This window comes from Streptomyces sp. NPDC058371 (assembly GCF_042723265.1).
GTDB lineage: Bacteria > Actinomycetota > Actinomycetes > Streptomycetales > Streptomycetaceae > Streptomyces.
On record NZ_JBHXJC010000013.1, the window covers coordinates 39,502 to 56,933 of the forward strand.

The 17,432-nt window shown below is 71.2% G+C and carries 13 protein-coding genes and 1 tRNA gene; 5 read left to right on the forward strand and 9 right to left on the reverse strand.

Annotated features, from left to right (window positions below; genetic code table 11):
* Window positions 1–132 precede the first annotated feature (132 nt).
* Genes ACFWM2_RS30270 through pgsA form a run of 3 tightly spaced genes read right to left on the reverse strand, consistent with a single transcriptional unit; the run spans window position 133 to window position 2,947 of the window.
* Window positions 133–1,293 carry a glycosyltransferase family 4 protein gene (locus tag ACFWM2_RS30270; protein WP_383286571.1) on the reverse strand — a complete coding sequence of 387 codons (1,161 nt, stop codon included), beginning with the start codon at window positions 1,291–1,293 and terminating at the stop codon, window positions 133–135.
* On the reverse strand, window positions 1,290–2,216 hold the full coding sequence (locus tag ACFWM2_RS30275) for a phosphatidylinositol mannoside acyltransferase (RefSeq protein ID WP_383286573.1): 927 nt from the start codon (window positions 2,214–2,216) through the stop codon (window positions 1,290–1,292). The genes ACFWM2_RS30270 and ACFWM2_RS30275 overlap by 4 nt, the downstream gene beginning before the upstream one ends.
* Window positions 2,213–2,947 (reverse strand): phosphatidylinositol phosphate synthase, encoded by a 735-nt coding sequence (pgsA, locus tag ACFWM2_RS30280; protein WP_383286984.1) that lies wholly within the window; start codon window positions 2,945–2,947, stop codon window positions 2,213–2,215. Before pgsA ends, ACFWM2_RS30275 begins: the two co-directional genes overlap by 4 nt.
* 215 nt (window positions 2,948–3,162) lie before the next feature.
* Between pgsA and ACFWM2_RS30285 the strand changes: the two genes are divergently transcribed.
* Both ACFWM2_RS30285 and ACFWM2_RS30290 read left to right on the forward strand, forming a co-directional pair.
* Window positions 3,163–5,370, forward strand: coding sequence for an elongation factor G-like protein EF-G2 (locus ACFWM2_RS30285; protein ID WP_383286575.1), 2,208 nt, complete (start codon window positions 3,163–3,165; stop codon window positions 5,368–5,370).
* A gap of 172 nt (window positions 5,371–5,542) precedes the next feature.
* Window positions 5,543–7,216 carry a hypothetical protein gene (locus ACFWM2_RS30290; RefSeq protein WP_383286577.1) on the forward strand — a complete coding sequence of 558 codons (1,674 nt, stop codon included), beginning with the start codon at window positions 5,543–5,545 and terminating at the stop codon, window positions 7,214–7,216.
* Between the two features lie 44 nt (window positions 7,217–7,260).
* On the opposite strand, the gene ACFWM2_RS30295 is transcribed toward ACFWM2_RS30290, so the two are convergent.
* A complete protein-coding gene (locus ACFWM2_RS30295; protein WP_383286579.1) occupies window positions 7,261–7,821 on the reverse strand; it encodes an HIT family protein in 561 nt (186 codons plus the stop codon).
* Between the two features lie 67 nt (window positions 7,822–7,888).
* Here ACFWM2_RS30295 and ACFWM2_RS30300 point away from each other — a divergent pair, with 67 nt between their 5' ends.
* Entirely contained in the window at window positions 7,889–8,605 is a 717-nt protein-coding gene (locus ACFWM2_RS30300) for a potassium channel family protein (RefSeq protein WP_383286581.1), read from the forward strand.
* 37 nt (window positions 8,606–8,642) lie between these two features.
* Here the strand turns inward: ACFWM2_RS30300 and thrS are convergent, their stop codons facing one another.
* From thrS to ACFWM2_RS30315, 3 genes are all read right to left on the reverse strand, one after another.
* On the reverse strand, window positions 8,643–10,622 hold the full coding sequence (gene thrS / locus ACFWM2_RS30305) for a threonine--tRNA ligase (RefSeq protein WP_383286583.1): 1,980 nt from the start codon (window positions 10,620–10,622) through the stop codon (window positions 8,643–8,645).
* A gap of 136 nt (window positions 10,623–10,758) precedes the next feature.
* On the reverse strand, window positions 10,759–11,988 hold the full coding sequence (locus tag ACFWM2_RS30310; RefSeq protein ID WP_383286585.1) for a hypothetical protein: 1,230 nt from the start codon (window positions 11,986–11,988) through the stop codon (window positions 10,759–10,761).
* Window positions 11,985–12,551, reverse strand: coding sequence for a DUF4365 domain-containing protein (locus tag ACFWM2_RS30315; RefSeq protein ID WP_383286587.1), 567 nt, complete (start codon window positions 12,549–12,551; stop codon window positions 11,985–11,987). Before ACFWM2_RS30315 ends, ACFWM2_RS30310 begins: the two co-directional genes overlap by 4 nt.
* A 170-nt stretch (window positions 12,552–12,721) precedes the next feature.
* Here ACFWM2_RS30315 and ACFWM2_RS30320 point away from each other — a divergent pair, with 170 nt between their 5' ends.
* Window positions 12,722–13,447 (forward strand): 3'-5' exonuclease, encoded by a 726-nt coding sequence (locus ACFWM2_RS30320; protein WP_383286589.1) that lies wholly within the window; start codon window positions 12,722–12,724, stop codon window positions 13,445–13,447.
* A 98-nt stretch (window positions 13,448–13,545) separates the two neighbouring features.
* Here ACFWM2_RS30320 and ACFWM2_RS30325 read toward each other — a convergent pair.
* Window positions 13,546–13,617: transfer RNA gene (locus ACFWM2_RS30325), tRNA-Val, on the reverse strand.
* 39 nt (window positions 13,618–13,656) lie between these two features.
* Window positions 13,657–14,103, reverse strand: coding sequence for an SRPBCC family protein (locus tag ACFWM2_RS30330; protein WP_383286591.1), 447 nt, complete (start codon window positions 14,101–14,103; stop codon window positions 13,657–13,659).
* 87 nt (window positions 14,104–14,190) lie between these two features.
* Between ACFWM2_RS30330 and ACFWM2_RS30335 the strand changes: the two genes are divergently transcribed.
* Entirely contained in the window at window positions 14,191–16,650 is a 2,460-nt protein-coding gene (locus ACFWM2_RS30335; protein ID WP_383286593.1) for an SCO7613 C-terminal domain-containing membrane protein, read from the forward strand.
* The last annotated feature ends 782 nt before the right edge of the window (window positions 16,651–17,432 follow it).

The window sequence follows — 17,432 nt, forward strand, 5'->3', positions numbered from 1 at the left end:
AAGCAGCGGTCCTCGCGTCGCCGGTGATCACCGAGCCGGCGTCGCCCCGGGACGCTTCCGGGCAGCGCCCGTTGCGGGACGGGCCGCCCCGCAACAGCGCGACGCCCGTCCCCTGGAGAGCCGTCGGTGCCCTCAGTCCCGGGCCAGTCCGAACCGGGCCATCAGACCCGTGCGTTCGTCGGTCGCCACGGCGGCCGCTCCGTCCGTCACCGTCTCGTACACGGAGAGGATGTCGGCTCCGACCGTCGACCAGTCGAAGCGCCGCACATGGGCGCTCCCCCGCTCGCGCAGTTCGGCCCGGCGCCCCGGGTCACCGAGCAGCCGCAGGGCGGAGACGGCCAGCGCGTCCGCGTCCTCGTTGGCGAACAGTTCCCCGGCCGCGCCCAGATCGAGGACCTGGGCGAACGCGTCGAGGTCGGAGGCGAGCACCGGCGCCCCCGCCGACATGGCCTCGACCAGGATGATCCCGAAGCTCTCGCCGCCGGTGTTGGGCGCGACGTACACGTCGACACTGCGCAGGAAGCGCGCCTTGTCCTCGTCGCTGACCATGCCGAGGAACTCGACGCGCGAACGCATCTCGGCCGGCAGGTCCTCGACGGCCTCCTTCTCGTCACCGCGCCCGGCGACCAGGAGCCGCGTCTGCGGACGCTCCGCGAGGATCTTCGGCAGGGCCTTCATCAGCACCGGCAGGCCCTTGCGGGGCTCGTCGATACGCCCTATGAAGCCGAGGGTGTCCCCCTGCCACTCCGGCTTGGGCTTGGCGCGGGCGAAGAAGTCGACGTCGACGCCGTTCGGGATGACGACCGCGTCGCCGCCCAGGTGCTCGACGAGCGTGCGCCGCGCATACTCGCTCACCGCGATCCGCGCGCTGATCTTCTCCAGCGCGGGCTGCAGGATCGGGTACGCGGCGATCATCGCCCGGGAGCGCGGGTTCGAGGTGTGGAAGGTGGCGACGATGGGTCCCTGGGCCGCCCAGCACGCCAGCAGCCCGAGCGACGGCGAGGTCGGCTCATGGATGTGGATCACGTCGAAGAGCCCGTCGTGCAGCCAGCGGCGTACGCGGGCCGCGCTCAGGAAGCCGAAGTTGAGACGGGCGACCGAGCCGTTGTACGGCACCGGAACCGCGCGGCCCGCCGACACGACGTACGGCGGCAGGGGGGTCTCGTCGTCCGCGGGAGCCAGTACGGACACCTCGTGTCCGAGGCGGATGAGGTGCTCGGCCAGATCGCGGATGTGGAACTGGACGCCGCCGGGCACGTCCCAGGAATAGGGGCAGACGATGCCGATCCTCACGGGCCCTCCCCCTCGGCCGGTTCGGGGCGGAGCTCCAGGTCGGCGAGCCACAGACGCTGCAGCATGTGCCAGTCCTCCGGATGGTCGGCGATACCGGTGGCGAAGGCGTCGGCCAGCGCCTGTGTCATGACAGACGTCTTCTCGGTGCGTGTACCTGTCTCGGGGACGTCGACCGGGGGATGGATGCGACCCTGCATCACAGGGGAGTCGTCGTACCACAGCGTCACCGGGAGCAGCAGGGCGCCGGTCTGCTGGGCCAGCAGGGCCGGTCCCGCGGGCATCCGGGTCGCCTCGCCGAAGAACTTGACCTCGACTCCGGACGCGGAGAGATCACGGTCGGCGACCAGGCAGACCAGGCCGCCGTCGCGCAGCCGCCGGGCCAGGGTGCCGAACGCGGAGCTGCCGGTGTGCGCCAGAACCTCCATGCCGAGGCCCTCGCGGTAGGCGACGAAACGGTCGTACAGCGACTCGGGCTTCAGGCGCTCGGCGACGGTCGTGAAGGGTGTCTTCAGAGCGGTGGTGACCCAGGCCCCCGCGAGGTCCCAGTTGCCCAGGTGCGGCAGGGCCAGGATCACGCCCTTGCCGGAGGCGAGTCCGTCGGTCAGATGGTGCACGTCCTTCACGTCGAAGCCCGTCCGCACGCGCTCCTCGCTCCACGCCGGAAGCCGGAAGGACTCCATCCAGTAGCGCAGATACGACCGCATGCCCGCCCGGGAGAGCTCCGCGAGCCGCTCCGGGGTCGCGTCGGGCACCACGCGCGCGTAGTTGCTCTCGAGCCGCCGCACGCCCTTGCCGCGCTGCTTCCAGGCGAGGTCGGCGATGGTCCGGCCGAGGCGCACCGCGACGGGCTCCGGGAGCTTCTTGACGGTGCTCCAGCCGAGCGCGTACGCCCCGTCGGTCAGCCGGTCCTGCAGACTGCTCACGACGTGGCCCCACTCCCCTGCGCGGCGTTCTCCTCGGCGGCCGCGGCGTCGGCCTCGGCCGACTCCCGGCGCACCGTGACGACGCGCTGGATCAGCGTGACGAGGCTGCCGACGGCGACGATCCACAGCGCGATGGGCAGCAGCCACTGGATGCCGGGCACCCCGAACTTGTGCAGTCCGGCGAAACCGGCCGCGACCAGCGAGATCACCAGGCGCTCGGCGCGCTCGACCAGACCGTTGACCGCGACCGGCAGGCCGATCGCCTCGCCACGGGCCTTGGTGTACGAGACCACCTGGCCGCTGGCCAGACAGAAGATCGAGACCGCGCACAGGATGTTGTCGTTGCCGCCGCCGGCGTACCAGAGCGCCAGGCCGCCGAAGATCGCGCCGTCGGCGACCCGGTCGAGCGTCGAGTCGAGGAAGGCGCCCCAGCGGCTGGAGCGCCCGAGCTGGCGCGCCATGTTGCCGTCGACGAGGTCCGAGAACACGAAGAGCGTGATGACGACCGTGCCCCAGAAGAACTCACCACGGGGGTAGAAGACCAGCGCGCCCGCCATCACTCCGGCCGTGCCCAGGAGGGTGACCGTGTCGGGGCTTACCCCCCGGCGGATGAGAAACGCGGCGAACGGTGTGAGGACACGCGTGAAGAATGCACGCGCGTACTTGTTCAGCATGGCCTTCCCGAGGGTCGGTGTCGCCGCGCGGCCCCTGCTGGCCACCGGCTGGCCCATCGTAGCCACGCGCGCGCGTGGGCGGCGGCCGGGCACCCGCGCCCCGTGTCACAGCGCGCCGGCAGCGGTGGCACGGGGGATCACGTCCGCCGTATGGACGCACCGTGACGCGAGTGGAAAGCTCGAAGAACCGCGGGCGTCACCGTTGCCGCCACCGCACGCGGCCCGGCACGTCCGCGCCCACAGTGACCTCACCGTGCACGGGAGGCAAGGCCATGGGCGACAAGGCGAACGCACACCCCGGAGCCGCCGGCAGGGCTACAGCGGCCGACCACCCCGCGTCCGTACGGAATGTGGTGCTGGTCGGCCACAGCGGATCGGGCAAGACGACATTGGTGGAAGCTCTCGCGCTGACGGCGGGGGCAGTGAACCGGGCGGGCCGTGTGGAGGACGGCGGCACCGTCTCCGACTACGACGAGATCGAGCACCGGCAGCAACGCTCGGTACAGCTCTCCCTGGTCCCCGTCGACTGGGACGGGTACAAGATCAATATTCTGGACACCCCCGGATACGCCGATTTCGTCGGGGAACTCAGGGCCGGTCTGCGAGCCGCGGACGCGGCCCTTTTCGTGGTCTCCGCCTCGGACGGGGTGGACGGCTCGACCCGGATGGTCTGGGAGGAGTGCGCGGCGGTCGGCATGCCACGCGCCATCGTGGTCACCCATCTGGAATCCGCCCGGGCCGACTTCGAGGAGATGACCCGGATCTGCGCGGAGGCCTTCGGCGCGGACGACCCCGACGCCGTACTGCCGTTGTATCTGCCCCTGCACGGCGATCCGGCCCCCGACGGGCACGCGCCCGTGACCGGGCTGATCGGACTGCTCTCCCAGCGGCTGTTCGACTACGCCTCCGGTGAGCGCAAGGAGGCGGAGCCGGGCCCGGACCAGGCGGCGCTCATCGAGACGGCCCGCAACCGGCTGATCGAGGGGATCATCGCCGAGAGCGAGGACGAGACCCTCATGGACCGCTATCTCGGCGGTGAGGAGATCGACCTCAAGACCCTCGTGCAGGACCTGGAACGGGCCGTGGCGCGCGGGACCTTCTTCCCCGTGCTGGCCGCCGCGCCCGCGGCCGAGGGCGCCCGACAGGGGCTCGGCACGGTCGAGCTGCTCGAACTGATCACCGGCGGCTTCCCGACCCCGCTGGAGCGCGCGGCGCCGAAGGTCACCGCTCGGGACGGCAGGCCACGCGACGTCAGGACCTGCGACCCGGACGGGCCGCTGGTCGCGGAGGTCGTGAAGACGACCAGCGACCCCTATGTCGGCCGGGTCTCGCTCGTCCGCGTCTTCTCGGGCACCCTGCGTCCCGACGCGACGGTGCACGTCTCCGGGCACGGTCTCGTCGACCCCGGCCACGAGGGCCGCGCGCTTCACGAAGCCGACGAACGCATCGGCGCCCTGTCCGCCCCCTTCGGCAAACAGCAGCGCGCCCTCACGCACTGCATCGCCGGCGACCTCGCGTGCGTGGCGAAGCTGAACCGCGCGGAGACCGGCGACACCCTCTCGGCCAAGGACGATCCGCTGCTCATGGAGCCGTGGCAGATGCCCGATCCGCTGCTGCCGCTCGCCATCCAGGCCCACAGCAACGCCGACGAGGACAAGCTCTCGCAGGGCCTCGGCCGGCTGGTCGCCGAGGACCCCACCATGCGTCTGGAGCAGAACCCGAACACCCATCAGATCGTCCTGTGGTGCCTGGGCGAGGCCCACGCCGATGTCGCCCTGGAACGGCTGCGCAGCCGGTACGGCGTCCAGGTCGACGTGGTCCCGCACAAGGTCTCCCTGCGCGAGACGTTCGCGGACAGGTCGGCGGGACGCGGCCGTCATGTGAAACAGTCCGGCGGCCACGGGCAGTTCGCGATCTGCGAGATCGAGGTCGAACCGCTGCCGAACGGCTCCGGCATCGAATTCGTGGACAAGGTGGTCGGCGGTGCGGTGCCGCGCCAGTTCATCCCGTCCGTCGAGAAGGGGGTGCGTGCCCAGGCCGCCAAGGGGGTGGCCGCGGGGTACCCGCTCATCGACGTCCGGGTGACCCTGCTCGACGGGAAGGCGCACTCCGTCGACTCCTCCGACGCCGCTTTCCAGACGGCCGGTGCGCTGGCGCTTCGCGAGGCGGCGACCGACGCGCGGATCCATCTGCTGGAGCCGGTCGCCGAGGTGTCGGTCCTGGTCGGCGACGACTACGTGGGCGCCGTGATGAGCGATCTGTCCGGACGGCGCGGCCGGGTCGTCGGGACCGAGCAGGCGAGCGGCGGACGGACTCTCGTACGGGCGGAGGTGCCGGAGATCGAGATCGGCCGGTACGCGGTCGATCTGCGCTCCCTCTCGCACGGCACCGCGCGTTTCGACCGCCACTACGCACGGCACGAGCCGATGCCGTCCCAGGTCGCCGAGCGGATTCGCGAACAGGCCGGGGCCGCCTCCTAGTTCGGGCACCCCCGCGCGTCGGCGGGCGGCTTCGGCCGTCCGCCGACGAATGTCGGTGCCTGCGGATACGCTGATGACCTGATCAAGTTGTGACTCGATCAGGACGATGACCTGATCAACAGGTGTGCGAGGCACGGAAGTCGGGAAGGCCGCAGGAGCGGGTGCGGCGGCGATGGGGGCGGCAGTGGCGAACGACGGATTCGATTTCAGCCCCGGGGCACAGGTGCCCCTCTCGGGCGCCGCGGGCCAGACGGCCGCCACCTACGCCCTGGCCTCGGCGGCCTACCGGGACAACGAGGTCGTGGAGATCCTCAAGACCAACAACGAATGGCACAAGTCCGAGGTCAGGCCCGGCCGCAGATGGGCCTCCCTGTGGCGGCCCAATCTGGGTGAGGCCTTCGCCCGATCCGTGCAGGACCGCATGCTGGGCGGCGACCGCAAGCCCCTCATCCAGTCGTTCGGCACGGAGCCGCAGGTCGTCGTCGAGCACTGTCTCGCCGCGAACAACATCCGCCGGGACCGGGACAACTGGCTCACGGCCGTCATCGTGCTCTGCGGCCTGCTCTTCCTGCCCGGGCTCCTCGTCTGGCTGCTGGTCTTCCAGATCCGGTCGACGGTCACCAAACTGGGCAGCAAGAGCACCCCTGCCCTTGCCACCGCCCTGCTCGTGGCGGTGGGCGCGCTGGCGGTGCTGTTCCTGGTCAAGATGCCGTTCAGCGGCTTCTGGGGTCTGTACGCGCGCGCCACGGTCGTGATGCCCGTAGTCGGCTGGTTCTGGGCCAAGCAGATCTGCGAGCGGACGGCCAAGGACCTCCGGGACCGCTGGGACGGTCTGCTGGCCGGCGGGGGCGTCGGCGCCAAGATCCCCGAGGCGGTGCCGGGCAGCCCCGGTGAGAGCGCCGCCGAGCGGCTGCGCCAGGGCCTGGCCCGGCTCAGCGCCGAGCAGCAGTCCAATTCCGTCTTCTACGCCGGCCCCAAGGGCATACTCGGCATGGGCACGCGCTGGGGCAGCTGGCAGCTTGCCGAGGACCTGGTGGCGCGGGACGCGGGCAAGGAGATCCACCCCTTCCGCAGCTGGGACGTCATCCGGTCCATCCACGACCAGCTGCGCATGCTGGAGCGCGGCCCGCTCAACACGGGCGGCTTCCCGAAGCCCACCATCAAGCACTGGGTCGTCACGCCCATCGGGGAGAACGCCAAGGCGGTCTCCCGTCCCCAGGGCACGGACGTGGACGCGTACCAGATCCGGACCCACGCCATACAGGACATCTGCAACAAGCAGCAGTTCGGCAGCGGCGACCGGCACTACCTCGGTGTGCAATGGACGCTCTGGGACGGCCAGTTGGTCATCACCATGCTGATCACCGTGACCGTGCTGCACGAGACGCTGCGCATCGAGGTCACCGGCCACGCCCTGGGCCCGGTGAACCCGCTCTTCACGACGAAGCCCGAGGCGCCCACGAAGGAAGTCGCCAAGGCCGTCAGGTTCTGGGAGACCCGCAAGGTGAGCCTGCCGCTGGTCACCACGGACGAGGTGGTACGCCTCAGCGCGCGCGCCCCCTTCACCTGGTACCCGCCGTTCCTCAACTGGCTGGGTGGCTCGCTGGTGCTCCCCGAGCCGTTCGGGCTGCGGCACGCCTGGGCGGACCAGCCCTGGCGGCACCGCTTCATGGCGGACGACGCGCTGCGCGCCGCGACGCCGGTGCTGCGCGTGGTGCACGCGGCGGCGATCCGGGTCCTGGAGGAGAACGGCGTGGACACCGACAAGTTCGGCACCCGCTCGTCCTTCCTCAGCACCGCGGTCCAGGACCCGATGCCGAGGAAGGCGGACGTGTACGACGCGTAGGCCGCCGGGGCTCGCTGCGGGACGCCGGAGTCAGGCCGCCGGAGTCAGGCGGTGGGCCAGGCCTCCGCCAGCATCTTCCGCGTGTCCGCGAGCAGCTGCGGCAGCACCTTGGTGTGGCCGACGACAGGCATGAAGTTCGTGTCCCCGCCCCAGCGCGGCACGATGTGCTGGTGCAGATGCGCGGCGATGCCCGCACCCGCCACGCTGCCCTGGTTCATGCCGATGTTGAAGCCGTGCGCCCCCGAGGCCGTCCGCAGCGCGGTCATCGCCTGCTTGGTCAGCTCGGCGAGTTCCGCGGTCTCCGGGTCCGTGAGGTCCGTGTAGTCCGCGACATGGCGGTAGGGCACGACCATGAGATGGCCGCCGTTGTACGGGTAGAGGTTGAGCACCGCGTACACGTGCTCCCCTCGTCGTACGACGAGGCCGTCCTCGTCGGACTTGGCCGGGATCGAGCAGAAGGGACAGCCGTCGTCGGCCCCCGGGCCGCTGGGCTTGTTCTCGCCCTGGATGTAGGCCATCCGATGGGGCGTCCACAAGCGCTGGAACGCGTCCTGTGTCCCGACTCCGATCTGCTGCTCCGGCTCACTCGTCATGAGGTGCAGCATATTGCTTCGCCCGTTCGCGGCGTGTCGCCGGGTGCCGCACAAAAGGCCCTCCCGCCAAGCTGGGCCGATGGACGACGACGGCCGTACGGACCACGGGGAACAGCGCGCCGGGGTGCCCCTCCCGGAGCAGCGCCCCGAGGTGACCCGCTGGGAGCACCGCGCCGAGATCCCGCTCGCCCTGGCCTCCCTGCTCTACCTCGCCTCGTACGCGGTACGGGTCCTGGGGCACGGTCTGCCCACGGTCTGGCGGGACACCTGCCTCGCGGTGACGCTGGCCGCCTGGGCGCTGTTCGCCGTGGACTACGCGGTGCGCTGGCGGCTCAGCGGTGAGGGCCCGGGCTTCGTACGGACGCACTGGCTGGACACGGTGGTGCTCGCGTTGCCGCTGCTGCGTCCGCTGCGGATCGTCCGGGTCTACGAGGCCGTACAGCGTCATCACGGGGAGCCCACGCTCAGCCTGCACGCGCGCGTGATCACGTACGCGACGCTCTCGGTGGCGCTGCTCGGCTTCGCGGGCGCCCTCGCCGTCTACCAGCAGGAGCATGCGGCGCCGCACGCGAGCATCCGGACCTTCGGGGACTCGGTGTGGTGGACCTGCGCGACCCTCGCGACGGTCGGCTACGGCGATGTCGCTCCGGTGACACCGCTCGGGCGGATCATCGCGGTGGGTCTGATGGCCTGCGGTCTCGCGCTGCTGGGCGCGGTGACCGGTTCGTTCTCGTCCTGGCTGATCCAGGTGTTCTCCCGCGGCCGCGGGGACGAGGGAAGGCCCCCGGGAAGCTGAGCCTCCCGGGGGCCTTCCGTCACGTGCGTCGCGCCGTTCAGACCTGCGCGCGCTCCGCCACGACCTTCGTGATCTTGGCGATCGCCTCGTCGACGGGGATGCCGTTCTCCTGCGAGCCGTCGCGGTAGCGGAAGGAGACGGCGCCGGCCGCCATGTCCTCGTCGCCCGCGATGACCATGAAGGGCACCTTCTGCTTCTGCGCGTTGCGGATCTTCTTCTGCATCCGGTCCGAGGACGAGTCGACCTCGACGCGCAGCCCCGCGGCCTTCGCCCGCTCGGCGAAGCCGGCGAGGTAGGGCACATGGGCGTCGCCGATCGGGATGCCGATCGCCTGCACGGGCGCGAGCCACGCCGGGAAGGCGCCCGCGTAGTGCTCCAGGAGCACCGCGAAGAACCGCTCGATCGAACCGAACAGCGCACGGTGGATCATGACCGGCTGCTGCTTGGAGCCGTCCGCCGCGGTGTACTCCAGGTTGAACCGCTTGGGCTGCTGGAAGTCGACCTGGATGGTGGACATCTGCCAGGAGCGGCCGATGGCGTCCTTGGCCTGGACGGAGATCTTCGGGCCGTAGTAGGCGGCGCCACCCGGGTCGGGGACGAGCGGGAGGCCCTGCTTCTCGGCCGCCTCACGCAGCGCGTTGGTGGCCTCCTCCCACTCCGCCTCCTCGCCGATGAACTTCGGGGAGTCGTCGCGGGTGGACAGCTCCAGCTCGAAGTCGTTGAGGCCGTAGTCGCGCAGCAGGTCCAGCACGAAGGTGAGCAGGGAGTCCAGCTCGCTCGCCATCTGCTCCTTGGTGCAGTAGATGTGCGAGTCGTCCTGCGTGAAGCCGCGGGCGCGGGTGAGGCCGTGCACGACACCCGACTTCTCGTAGCGGTACACCGTGCCGAACTCGAAGAGCCGGAGCGGCAGTTCGCGGTACGAGCGGCCGCGCGCCTTGAAAATCAGGTTGTGCATGGGGCAGTTCATCGCCTTGAGGCGGTAGTTCTGCCCGTCGAACTCCAGCGGCGGGAACATCGCGTCCGCGTAGTTCGGCAGGTGCCCGGACGTCACGAAGAGCTGTTCCTTCGAGATGTGCGGGGTGTTGACGAACTCGTAGTCCGCGTCCTCGTGGCGCTTGCGCGAGTAGGTCTCCATCTCCCGGCGGACGATGCCGCCCTTGGGGTGGAAGACCGCGAGGCCGGAGCCCAGCTCCTCGGGGATGGAGAAGAGGTCCAGCTCGGCGCCGAGCTTGCGGTGGTCGCGCTTCTCGGCCTCGACCAGGAAGTCGAGGTACGCCTTCAGCTCGTCCTTGGACGGCCATGCGGTGCCGTAGATGCGCTGGAGCTGCGGGTTCTTCTCGCTGCCGCGCCAGTAGGCGGCGGCCGAGCGCATCAGCTTGAACGCCGGGATGTTCCGGGTGGTCGGCAGGTGGGGGCCGCGGCAGAGGTCCTTCCAGCACAGCTCGCCGGTCTTGGCGTCGAGATTGTCGTAGATCGTCAGCTCGCCGCCGCCGACCTCGGCGTCGGCGCCCTCGGCGGCCTGCGCCGCGTTGCCCTTGAGGCCGATGAGCTCCAGCTTGTACGGCTCGTCCGCCAGCTCCTCGCGGGCAGCGTCGTCGCTGGTGATCCGGCGCGAGAACTTCTGCCCGCGCTTCTGGATCTCCTGCATCTTCTTCTCGACGCGCTTGATGTCCTCCGGCGTGAACGGCTCGGCGACGTCGAAGTCGTAGTAGAAGCCGTCCTTGACCGGCGGACCGATGCCCAGCTTGGCCTCGGGGAAGAGCTCCTGCACGGCCTGCGCCATGACGTGCGCGGTCGAGTGGCGCAGGATGTTGAGGCCGTCCTGGGAGGAGATCTCGACGCCCTCGACGGTCTCGCCGTCGCCCACCTCGTAGGCGAGGTCCTTGAGCTCTCCGGCCACCCGGGCCGCGACGATGGTGCGCTCACCGGCGAAGAGATCGGCGGCCGTAGTGCCCGTCGTCACCACGCGCTCTTCCCGCTCGGAATCGCGTTGGATGATCACACGGACGTCTGACACCGGACTCTCCTGACTGAAGGGGGTTGCACACCCGCACAAGGCATGACTTGGAATGCCTTACGGATCCTACCGAGCCGGAGGTGCCGTCCGCGAAACGGTTCCGTTCGGCCCTCGGCAGGCGGCTTCCCCGACCCGGTCAGTCCCCGGAACAGGCCTCCTCGAAGAAGGCGGCGATATCGGCGGTCTCCTGGAGCGACTTCATCAGCCGATCCCGCTCCGCCTCGTCGACCTGCACCGGTACGACCTCGGAGGCGTCGGTGAGCCGGCGGAAGCCGCCCCGGCTCTCCAGGCGGCCGTGCACCCGTACCGGGAGCCCGACCAGATGGGCATGGCCCGCGATCCGGTAGGACTCCTCGTCGAGGGTCATCCGGACGTGCGGGACCTCGGCCCCGGCGATGACCCGCAGCCGTACGGCACCTTCGCCGCGCGGTCCCGACCTGCGCATCCGTACGACGGCGCCGGTGAGGCGCACGGGCACCGACGGCTCCTCGCGCAGATAGCGGGCGCCGGCCTCACGCAGGACGGGCAGATCACCGGGCGAGAACTCGACGGGCTCCGCAGGCGTGGCGCACCCCTCGGGGACCCCGGCCCCGGGCGCCCACTCGACGGCGATCCGGGCGCCCTCGGTGCCCCGCACGAGGGCCACCAGCGCCTCCATGAGTTCGTGGCTGGCCCCGGCCTCGACAGCCGCGTCGAAGGCGTCCATACCGCCGGTGGCGCGCTGGTAGTCGATGGCCTCGCGGGCGGCGTACAGCGCCTGGTGCAGCCGGACGGCGAGCGGCCGCCCCGGTGCGACGGGCACGAAGGCGGTGAGCCGGCGTCCGTCGGGGGCGGCGCCCACGAGCACGTTCTCCAGGGAGGCGGCGGCGGGCCTGCGGTGCCGGGCGCCGTAGTATCCGGCACGCGCGCGCGTGGCGAGTGCGCCCGCCAGCAGCATCTGCCGGGCGGCCGCACGCAGGTGCTCCTCGACCGTCCACGGGGCGGCGCCCACGGGCCCGGTCGGGACGTCCCGCCACCAGCGGATCTCGTCGCTGGGCACGGCGAGGCCGACCAGGATGTCGCGGGCCGACGGCGAGCCGCTGCGGGAGAGCGCGACGAGGGCCTCGCCGAGCAGGTCGTCGCTGTCCGGGAAGGCCCGGCTCTCCGGCACGAGCAGGCTGGTGCCACCGGCGCCGGGTCCCGGCGGGGTCCAGCGGCCGTACCGTCCCGGCGCTCCGCCGCGCCGCTGCCAGCCGTTGCGGTGCAGGAGCACGCTGAGCACGGCCGGGTCCACCTGGCCGGGCTCGGGCGGCCCTTCGCTCCAGAACGCGTCCACGGGGTGCGGGCGCACCGGCCGCAGGGGTTCGTCGATCGGGCGGTGGGTCACGGTCTGCCTCCCGTCCCGACCCGCGTCATGATTTCGCAGAGCGCCCGGTCGTCGAAGATGCGCGAGGTCGGTATGCGGACGGTGGTCCTGCGCCGGCCGGTGACGGCGTGGCCGGCGAGGTTGGTCCAGTAGCAGCAGTGCCGCAGGTCCAGCCGGTCGTGCCCGGCCCGCAGCCACTGGTCCTGCGACCGCGGGACGATCATCACGACCAGGATCTTGTGCACCGAGACCGGTGTGCGGGCGAGCTTCTCCAGGTGGGCGTTGTCGAGCGTGAAGGAGAAGGCGGGTCCCGGCGGGTTCGGCGGGAGCTGGTACGTGCACTTGAGCTGCACCTTGATGGTGACTTCGTCGTCGACCGTGTGCCCGGGGGCGCTGTGGCTGACGTGCCAGTCGATGCCGTTGTCGGGAAAGGGCTGGGACAGCGAGCACCCTGCGGCCGCAGCGACGGCGTGCAGGTAGCCCACCTGCAGTGTCTCCATGCACGCGGTGGTGGCGAGTGAGCCGCGAGGGGGTGCCGTGCGCTGAGGCAGCAGCCCGCCCTGTTCGGGCTGCGCGATTGCCATGACTCCAACAGCCTTCCGAACCAAGTGAATCCCCGTGACGAGTCGCTGAACTGCAAAGACCCGTACCTCTGTTGTCTCCTCCCGGCGTACGCCGCAAACAGCCCGGGTATCACCAAACAGGCAGAAGACGGTGCGTCAGCTGCCGTGGGTGAACGAGGAGTTGTGGTCGTATGACGTGCTGGTACGAGGGCCCCTTGGCCGCGTTCGACACGGAGACAACGGGCGTGGACGTCGAGACCGACCGGATCGTGTCGGCCGCCGTCGTCGTCCAGGATGCCCCGGGGACCCGTCCGCGGGTGTCCCGGTGGCTGGTCAACCCGGGAGTGCCGGTGCCCGCGGGGGCGACGGCGGTGCACGGGCTGACGGACGAGCATCTCCAGCGCAACGGCCGCTGGCCGTCGCCGGTGATGGACGAGATAGCCAGGGAGCTGGGCGATCAGGCGGCGGCGGGCCGCCCGCTCGTGGTGATGAACGCACCCTTCGATCTGACGCTCCTGGACCGGGAGTTGCGCCGCCATCGTGCGTCCTCGCTCGACCGCTGGTTCGAGTCGAGGCCGCTGCACGTGCTCGACCCCCGGGTCCTGGACAAGCATCTGGACCGCTATCGCAAGGGCCGGCGCACGCTCACCGACCTGTGCGCGCACTACGAGGTCGAGCTGGAGGGTGCGCACGACGCCGGGGCCGACGCACTGGCCGCGCTGGACGTCGTACGAGCGGTGGGGCGTCGTTTCGCGTCCCGCCTGGAGCGGCTCTCGCCGGCCGAGCTGCACACCCTGCAGTCCGTGTGGCACGCGGCACAGGCGCGCGGTCTGCAGGCGTGGTTCGCGCGCAGCGGCTCGGAGGAGGCGGTGGATCCGGCGTGGCCGCTGCGGCCGGACCTGCAGGCGGCGGCCTGAGCCCGCGAGGGTGTTCGGGCAGGCGAAAAACCGGTCCGTCCGTGACGGACGGGTATGCAAAAAGCCGGTCCGTCTGTGACGGACCGGCTTTCTCCGGGTGGGCGATACTGGGTTCGAACCAGTGACCTCTTCGGTGTGAACGAAGCGCTCTCCCACTGAGCTAATCGCCCGGGAACGCACTGAACCATACAGGTCTCCGCGGGTCTCGTTCAAACCGCTTCCAGGTATGCCCTCAGGCCGCGCTGCCCGGCCCGCATCATCAGCGCGTGGTTGGCGCGGAAGACCGGGCGCCCCGGGACGGCCAGCCGCCGCAGCAGGGGCTTGCGGACCTCGACCTCCTGGTCGTACCGCGCCCGGGTGCCGGGGCCGTCGGCGGTGAGAGTCCAGCGCGCCCAGCCCTCGATGTCACCGCTCATCGCGATCTCCAGGATCCCGGCCGCCGGGTCGCGCCGCACCTCCCGGGCGGTGAACACCATGTCGTAGGGCAGCAGCGAGCGGATGCGGATGGTGCCGGTGCGCTCGTCGATCCGGCTCACCTCGCGCACCTGAGGCCACCAGCGCGGGTAGTCCTCGGCCTGTTCGAGAGCGGTGTAGACGGCGGCGGGCGGCGCGGGCAGGGCCCACAGGCTGCGAAAACGGTAATGACACCAGTCCATGGGCCGAGTGTGCGCCCAGTGGATCTGAGTACGGCATGAGTACGCGCACTCATGCCGGAGAAGGTGACGGGGACCACACTCCGGAACATGACCTACATTCCGCCCCCGGCCGAGGAGTTGCGGCTGCTCGACACCGAGCTGCGGCAACTCGACGCACGCCGGTCCCAGTTGCTGGCCCGCCGCGCCTGGCTGGTCGGCGCGCTCCAGTCGATGGCCGCGCCGGCTCCCCGGACGGCGGCGACATCCGCGAGCCGCCCCACACCCGCGCCCGGTGCCACGCCGACACGGCCGCCCGAGGCCACCGCTCCCGGTGTCCAGAACATGCTTCTGCTGCTCGGCGGCACCCTGCTGACCATCGCAGCCGTCGCGTTCACGCTGGTCAGCTGGGGGCATCTGGGGATCGCCGGGCGGGCGCTGGTACTGGGCGCGGTGACACTGGCCGCGCTGAGTGCGCCGGTGTGGCTGCTGCGCCGCGGGCTGCGGTCGACCGCCGAGTCGGTGGCAGGCCTCGGACTCGCGCTGACGGTGCTCGACACATATGCCCTGTACGAGGTCGCGCTGCCGGACCTGGACGGGGTCGGGTACGCGGCTGCCGCGTCGGCAGCGCTGGCCGCGCTGTGGGCGGGCTACGGGCTCGCGCTCGGCGTCCTGCACCGGCCGGCCGGGCGGACGAAGGCAGACGACCTCGACCGCCGACTCCCGCTGCGTCTGCCCCTGCCCACCGCCATGGCCACGGCCCAACTCCCGCTGCTGCTCTGGGCGGTCGCGGCCGGTGCGGGCCCCCACGTGATCACGGCGGCGCTGCTGGCCACGGCCGCGTTCGACACGGCGGTGGCGCTCCGGGCGCCCGCACGGTCCGTGCGCCGTGTCGCCGCCGTCGGCGCGTACGGCATGGGCGGCTGGGGCACCTTGACGGCCGGTTGGCTCTCGTTGGAGGCAACCGGCCCGAGCGCCGCCGCCCGTGCGGCGGCGCTCCTCCTCCTCGCCGCGGCGATCGCCCTGGTGGCGGCCTGGCGGACACCGAACCCGGACACCGCGACCGGCATCGCGCTCACCGGCGGCCTGGTCGCGATCGCCGGACTCGGTGGCATCCCGCGCCCGGCACTGCCCGGCGCATGGACGGTTCCGGGCTATCTGGTGTGCGCGATCGTGCTCCTGGCCGTCGTACGGACCCGGCTTCCCGAGACCATGCGGCGGGGCCTCGCCCGGGCTTCGGGCATCGCGCAGGCCCTCGCCGTGGTGTCGACGCTTCCGATGGTCGCCCTCACGCTGCTGGGTCCGGTCGGCCGGGTGGAGCACGTCTGGTCCGGCACCCCGGCGACCGCTCGCGACGCGGTCGTCATGGACGGTTTCCCCTGGCCACCCGGCACCTCCACGGCACCGCTCGTACTCGCCCTGGTCGCCGGTGTACTGACGGCGGCGGTCCGCCTACCGGAATGGCGTCCGCAGGCGTCGACCTGTGCGCTGACGCTGACCTGGGCGGCGGCACTCACCCTCCCGGCAGCGCTGGAACTGCCCTACGCCGCAGCCCTGTTGATGCAGGGAATCATGATCCTGGCAGCGCTGGCGTACGCCTCCTCGACCCGCGGTCCGGCGGCCACTCGCTCCGCCGCACTGCTGTCCGCCCTCGTCACCTCCGTCAGCCTCGCGTTCCTCTCGCTGGCCTCCGAGGGCGCGACCCTGACCGTCCTCACCGCGCTGACCGCACTGTTCGCGGCCGCCGCCCTGCGATCGCACCTCGGCCCCTTCGTCCTGCCCGCCGCCCTGGTCCATGCCACCGCCCTCGCCTGCGCCGCAGGGGCGTCCCTCGGCTGGCAGCCGCAGCAGATCGCGCTGCTCGTGCTCGTGGTGCCGGCCGGCGCGGCCCTTCTCGCGGCGCGGCTCGGCGGCTCGTCCGCGGTCGTGCCGGTGGAAGCGGCCGGAGGCGCCGCCGCGCTTCTCGCCGTCGGTCTCACGGTCACCGCTCCCCCGATGCTTGCCCTGGTCCTGGCCCTCTGCGGTGTCATCGCCGCGGGCACGGCCGTGCGCGAGGACCGGCGACCCGTCGGCTACGCGGCCGCCGCCCTGTTCGTACTGGCCACCTGGGTCAGGCTGGCGTCCTGGGAGGTCGGCTCCCCTGAGGCGTACACCCTCCCGGTGGCCGTCCCCGCGCTGGTCGTGGGCGTACTGAGGCACCGCAAGGACGAGCAGGTCTCGTCGTGGACGGCGTACGCACCGGGACTCTCCGTCGCGCTCGTGCCGAGCCTCCTCGCCGCATGGGGCGACACGCACTGGCCGCGGCCGCTGCTGCTCGGCGCCGCGGCGCTGCTCATCACCCTCGTCGGCGCCCGGCACCGACTGCAGGCCCCGCTCATCCTCGGCGGCACGGTGCTCACGCTCGACGCGCTGCACGAACTCGCCCCGTACCTCGTCCAGGTGGTCGACGCGATCCCTCGTTGGGCACCTCCCGCACTCGCCGGGCTGGTGCTGCTGGCCCTGGGGGCAACGTACGAACAGCGCATCCGGGACGCGCGACGGGTACGGGAGGTGCTGGGGAGGATGCGCTAGCGCTACGGCATTCCGCCCCCTGCTCGGCGAGGGCTCAGCGTTTCCCAAGGCCCAGATTTCCCGCGTTCATCAGAGACTTGAGGCGGGACTTGAGACCGGGCAGCCCCCTCCTGACGAATAGCCACGGAAAGCCGACATCATTACGGAATATGTCCGACGGATTTCCCACTGCGACCTGCCTCTGGAACTTCTTCCGAAAGGCCGCGCAATCCTGAGAGCCCGTCTGCACCCTTGCTCTTCGGGCACTTTCACGCGGGCTGGACGGAACGGTTCGATCCTCTTGCCCGGCCGCCGACGCCACCCGGCCGTGACACACCGTCACAACCCGGGGCCCCGCGATCGCTTCAGGAATCATTGCGAGAGAAAGCGCCCGCCGACGCAGGACACGGGGGCCCTCCGGGCACATCAACAATTCGGACAGAAGTCAATGTGCCACGGTATTCCCGCGCGACGAGGCGAAAAGTTCGCCGTCGCGGCTCCGAGCCTGCGACCTCGCAGGTCCAGCACCTTCGACCGACGGGCCGAACGGGATGCGACCCATTGCGCACGACGCTCAGGGAGGGCCGAAAAACATTGCCACTCCGGGGCATTGACCCATTTGCGGAGGGAGTGAGAGATTCCGATAGAACGCAGAGTGAATGACGGAGACCGCCGACTGGCAACGGAGGCGGGCTCTTTGGCCCTCGATTCATCCCCGGCCCACCCCCCGGAGCACCACGCCGACGCCCCGAGGCACCCCAACTCGGCCCGCTCCGAAGGCAATCGGCACGCTGCCCACCCCC

Excerpts from the sequence above, each read along its gene's own strand:
- pgsA (WP_383286984.1), bottom strand. The coding sequence starts at position 2,947 with ATGGGCCAGCCGGTGGCCAGCAGGGGCCGCGCGGCGACACCGACCCTC.
- ACFWM2_RS30285 (WP_383286575.1), top strand. The coding sequence starts at position 3,163 with ATGGGCGACAAGGCGAACGCACACCCCGGAGCCGCCGGCAGGGCTACA.
- ACFWM2_RS30290 (WP_383286577.1), top strand. The coding sequence starts at position 5,543 with ATGGGGGCGGCAGTGGCGAACGACGGATTCGATTTCAGCCCCGGGGCA.
- ACFWM2_RS30295 (WP_383286579.1), bottom strand. The coding sequence starts at position 7,821 with ATGCTGCACCTCATGACGAGTGAGCCGGAGCAGCAGATCGGAGTCGGG.
- ACFWM2_RS30300 (WP_383286581.1), top strand. The coding sequence starts at position 7,889 with ATGGACGACGACGGCCGTACGGACCACGGGGAACAGCGCGCCGGGGTG.
- ACFWM2_RS30315 (WP_383286587.1), bottom strand. The coding sequence starts at position 12,551 with ATGGCAATCGCGCAGCCCGAACAGGGCGGGCTGCTGCCTCAGCGCACG.
- ACFWM2_RS30320 (WP_383286589.1), top strand. The coding sequence starts at position 12,722 with ATGACGTGCTGGTACGAGGGCCCCTTGGCCGCGTTCGACACGGAGACA.
- ACFWM2_RS30330 (WP_383286591.1), bottom strand. The coding sequence starts at position 14,103 with ATGGACTGGTGTCATTACCGTTTTCGCAGCCTGTGGGCCCTGCCCGCG.
- ACFWM2_RS30335 (WP_383286593.1), top strand. The coding sequence starts at position 14,191 with ATGACCTACATTCCGCCCCCGGCCGAGGAGTTGCGGCTGCTCGACACC.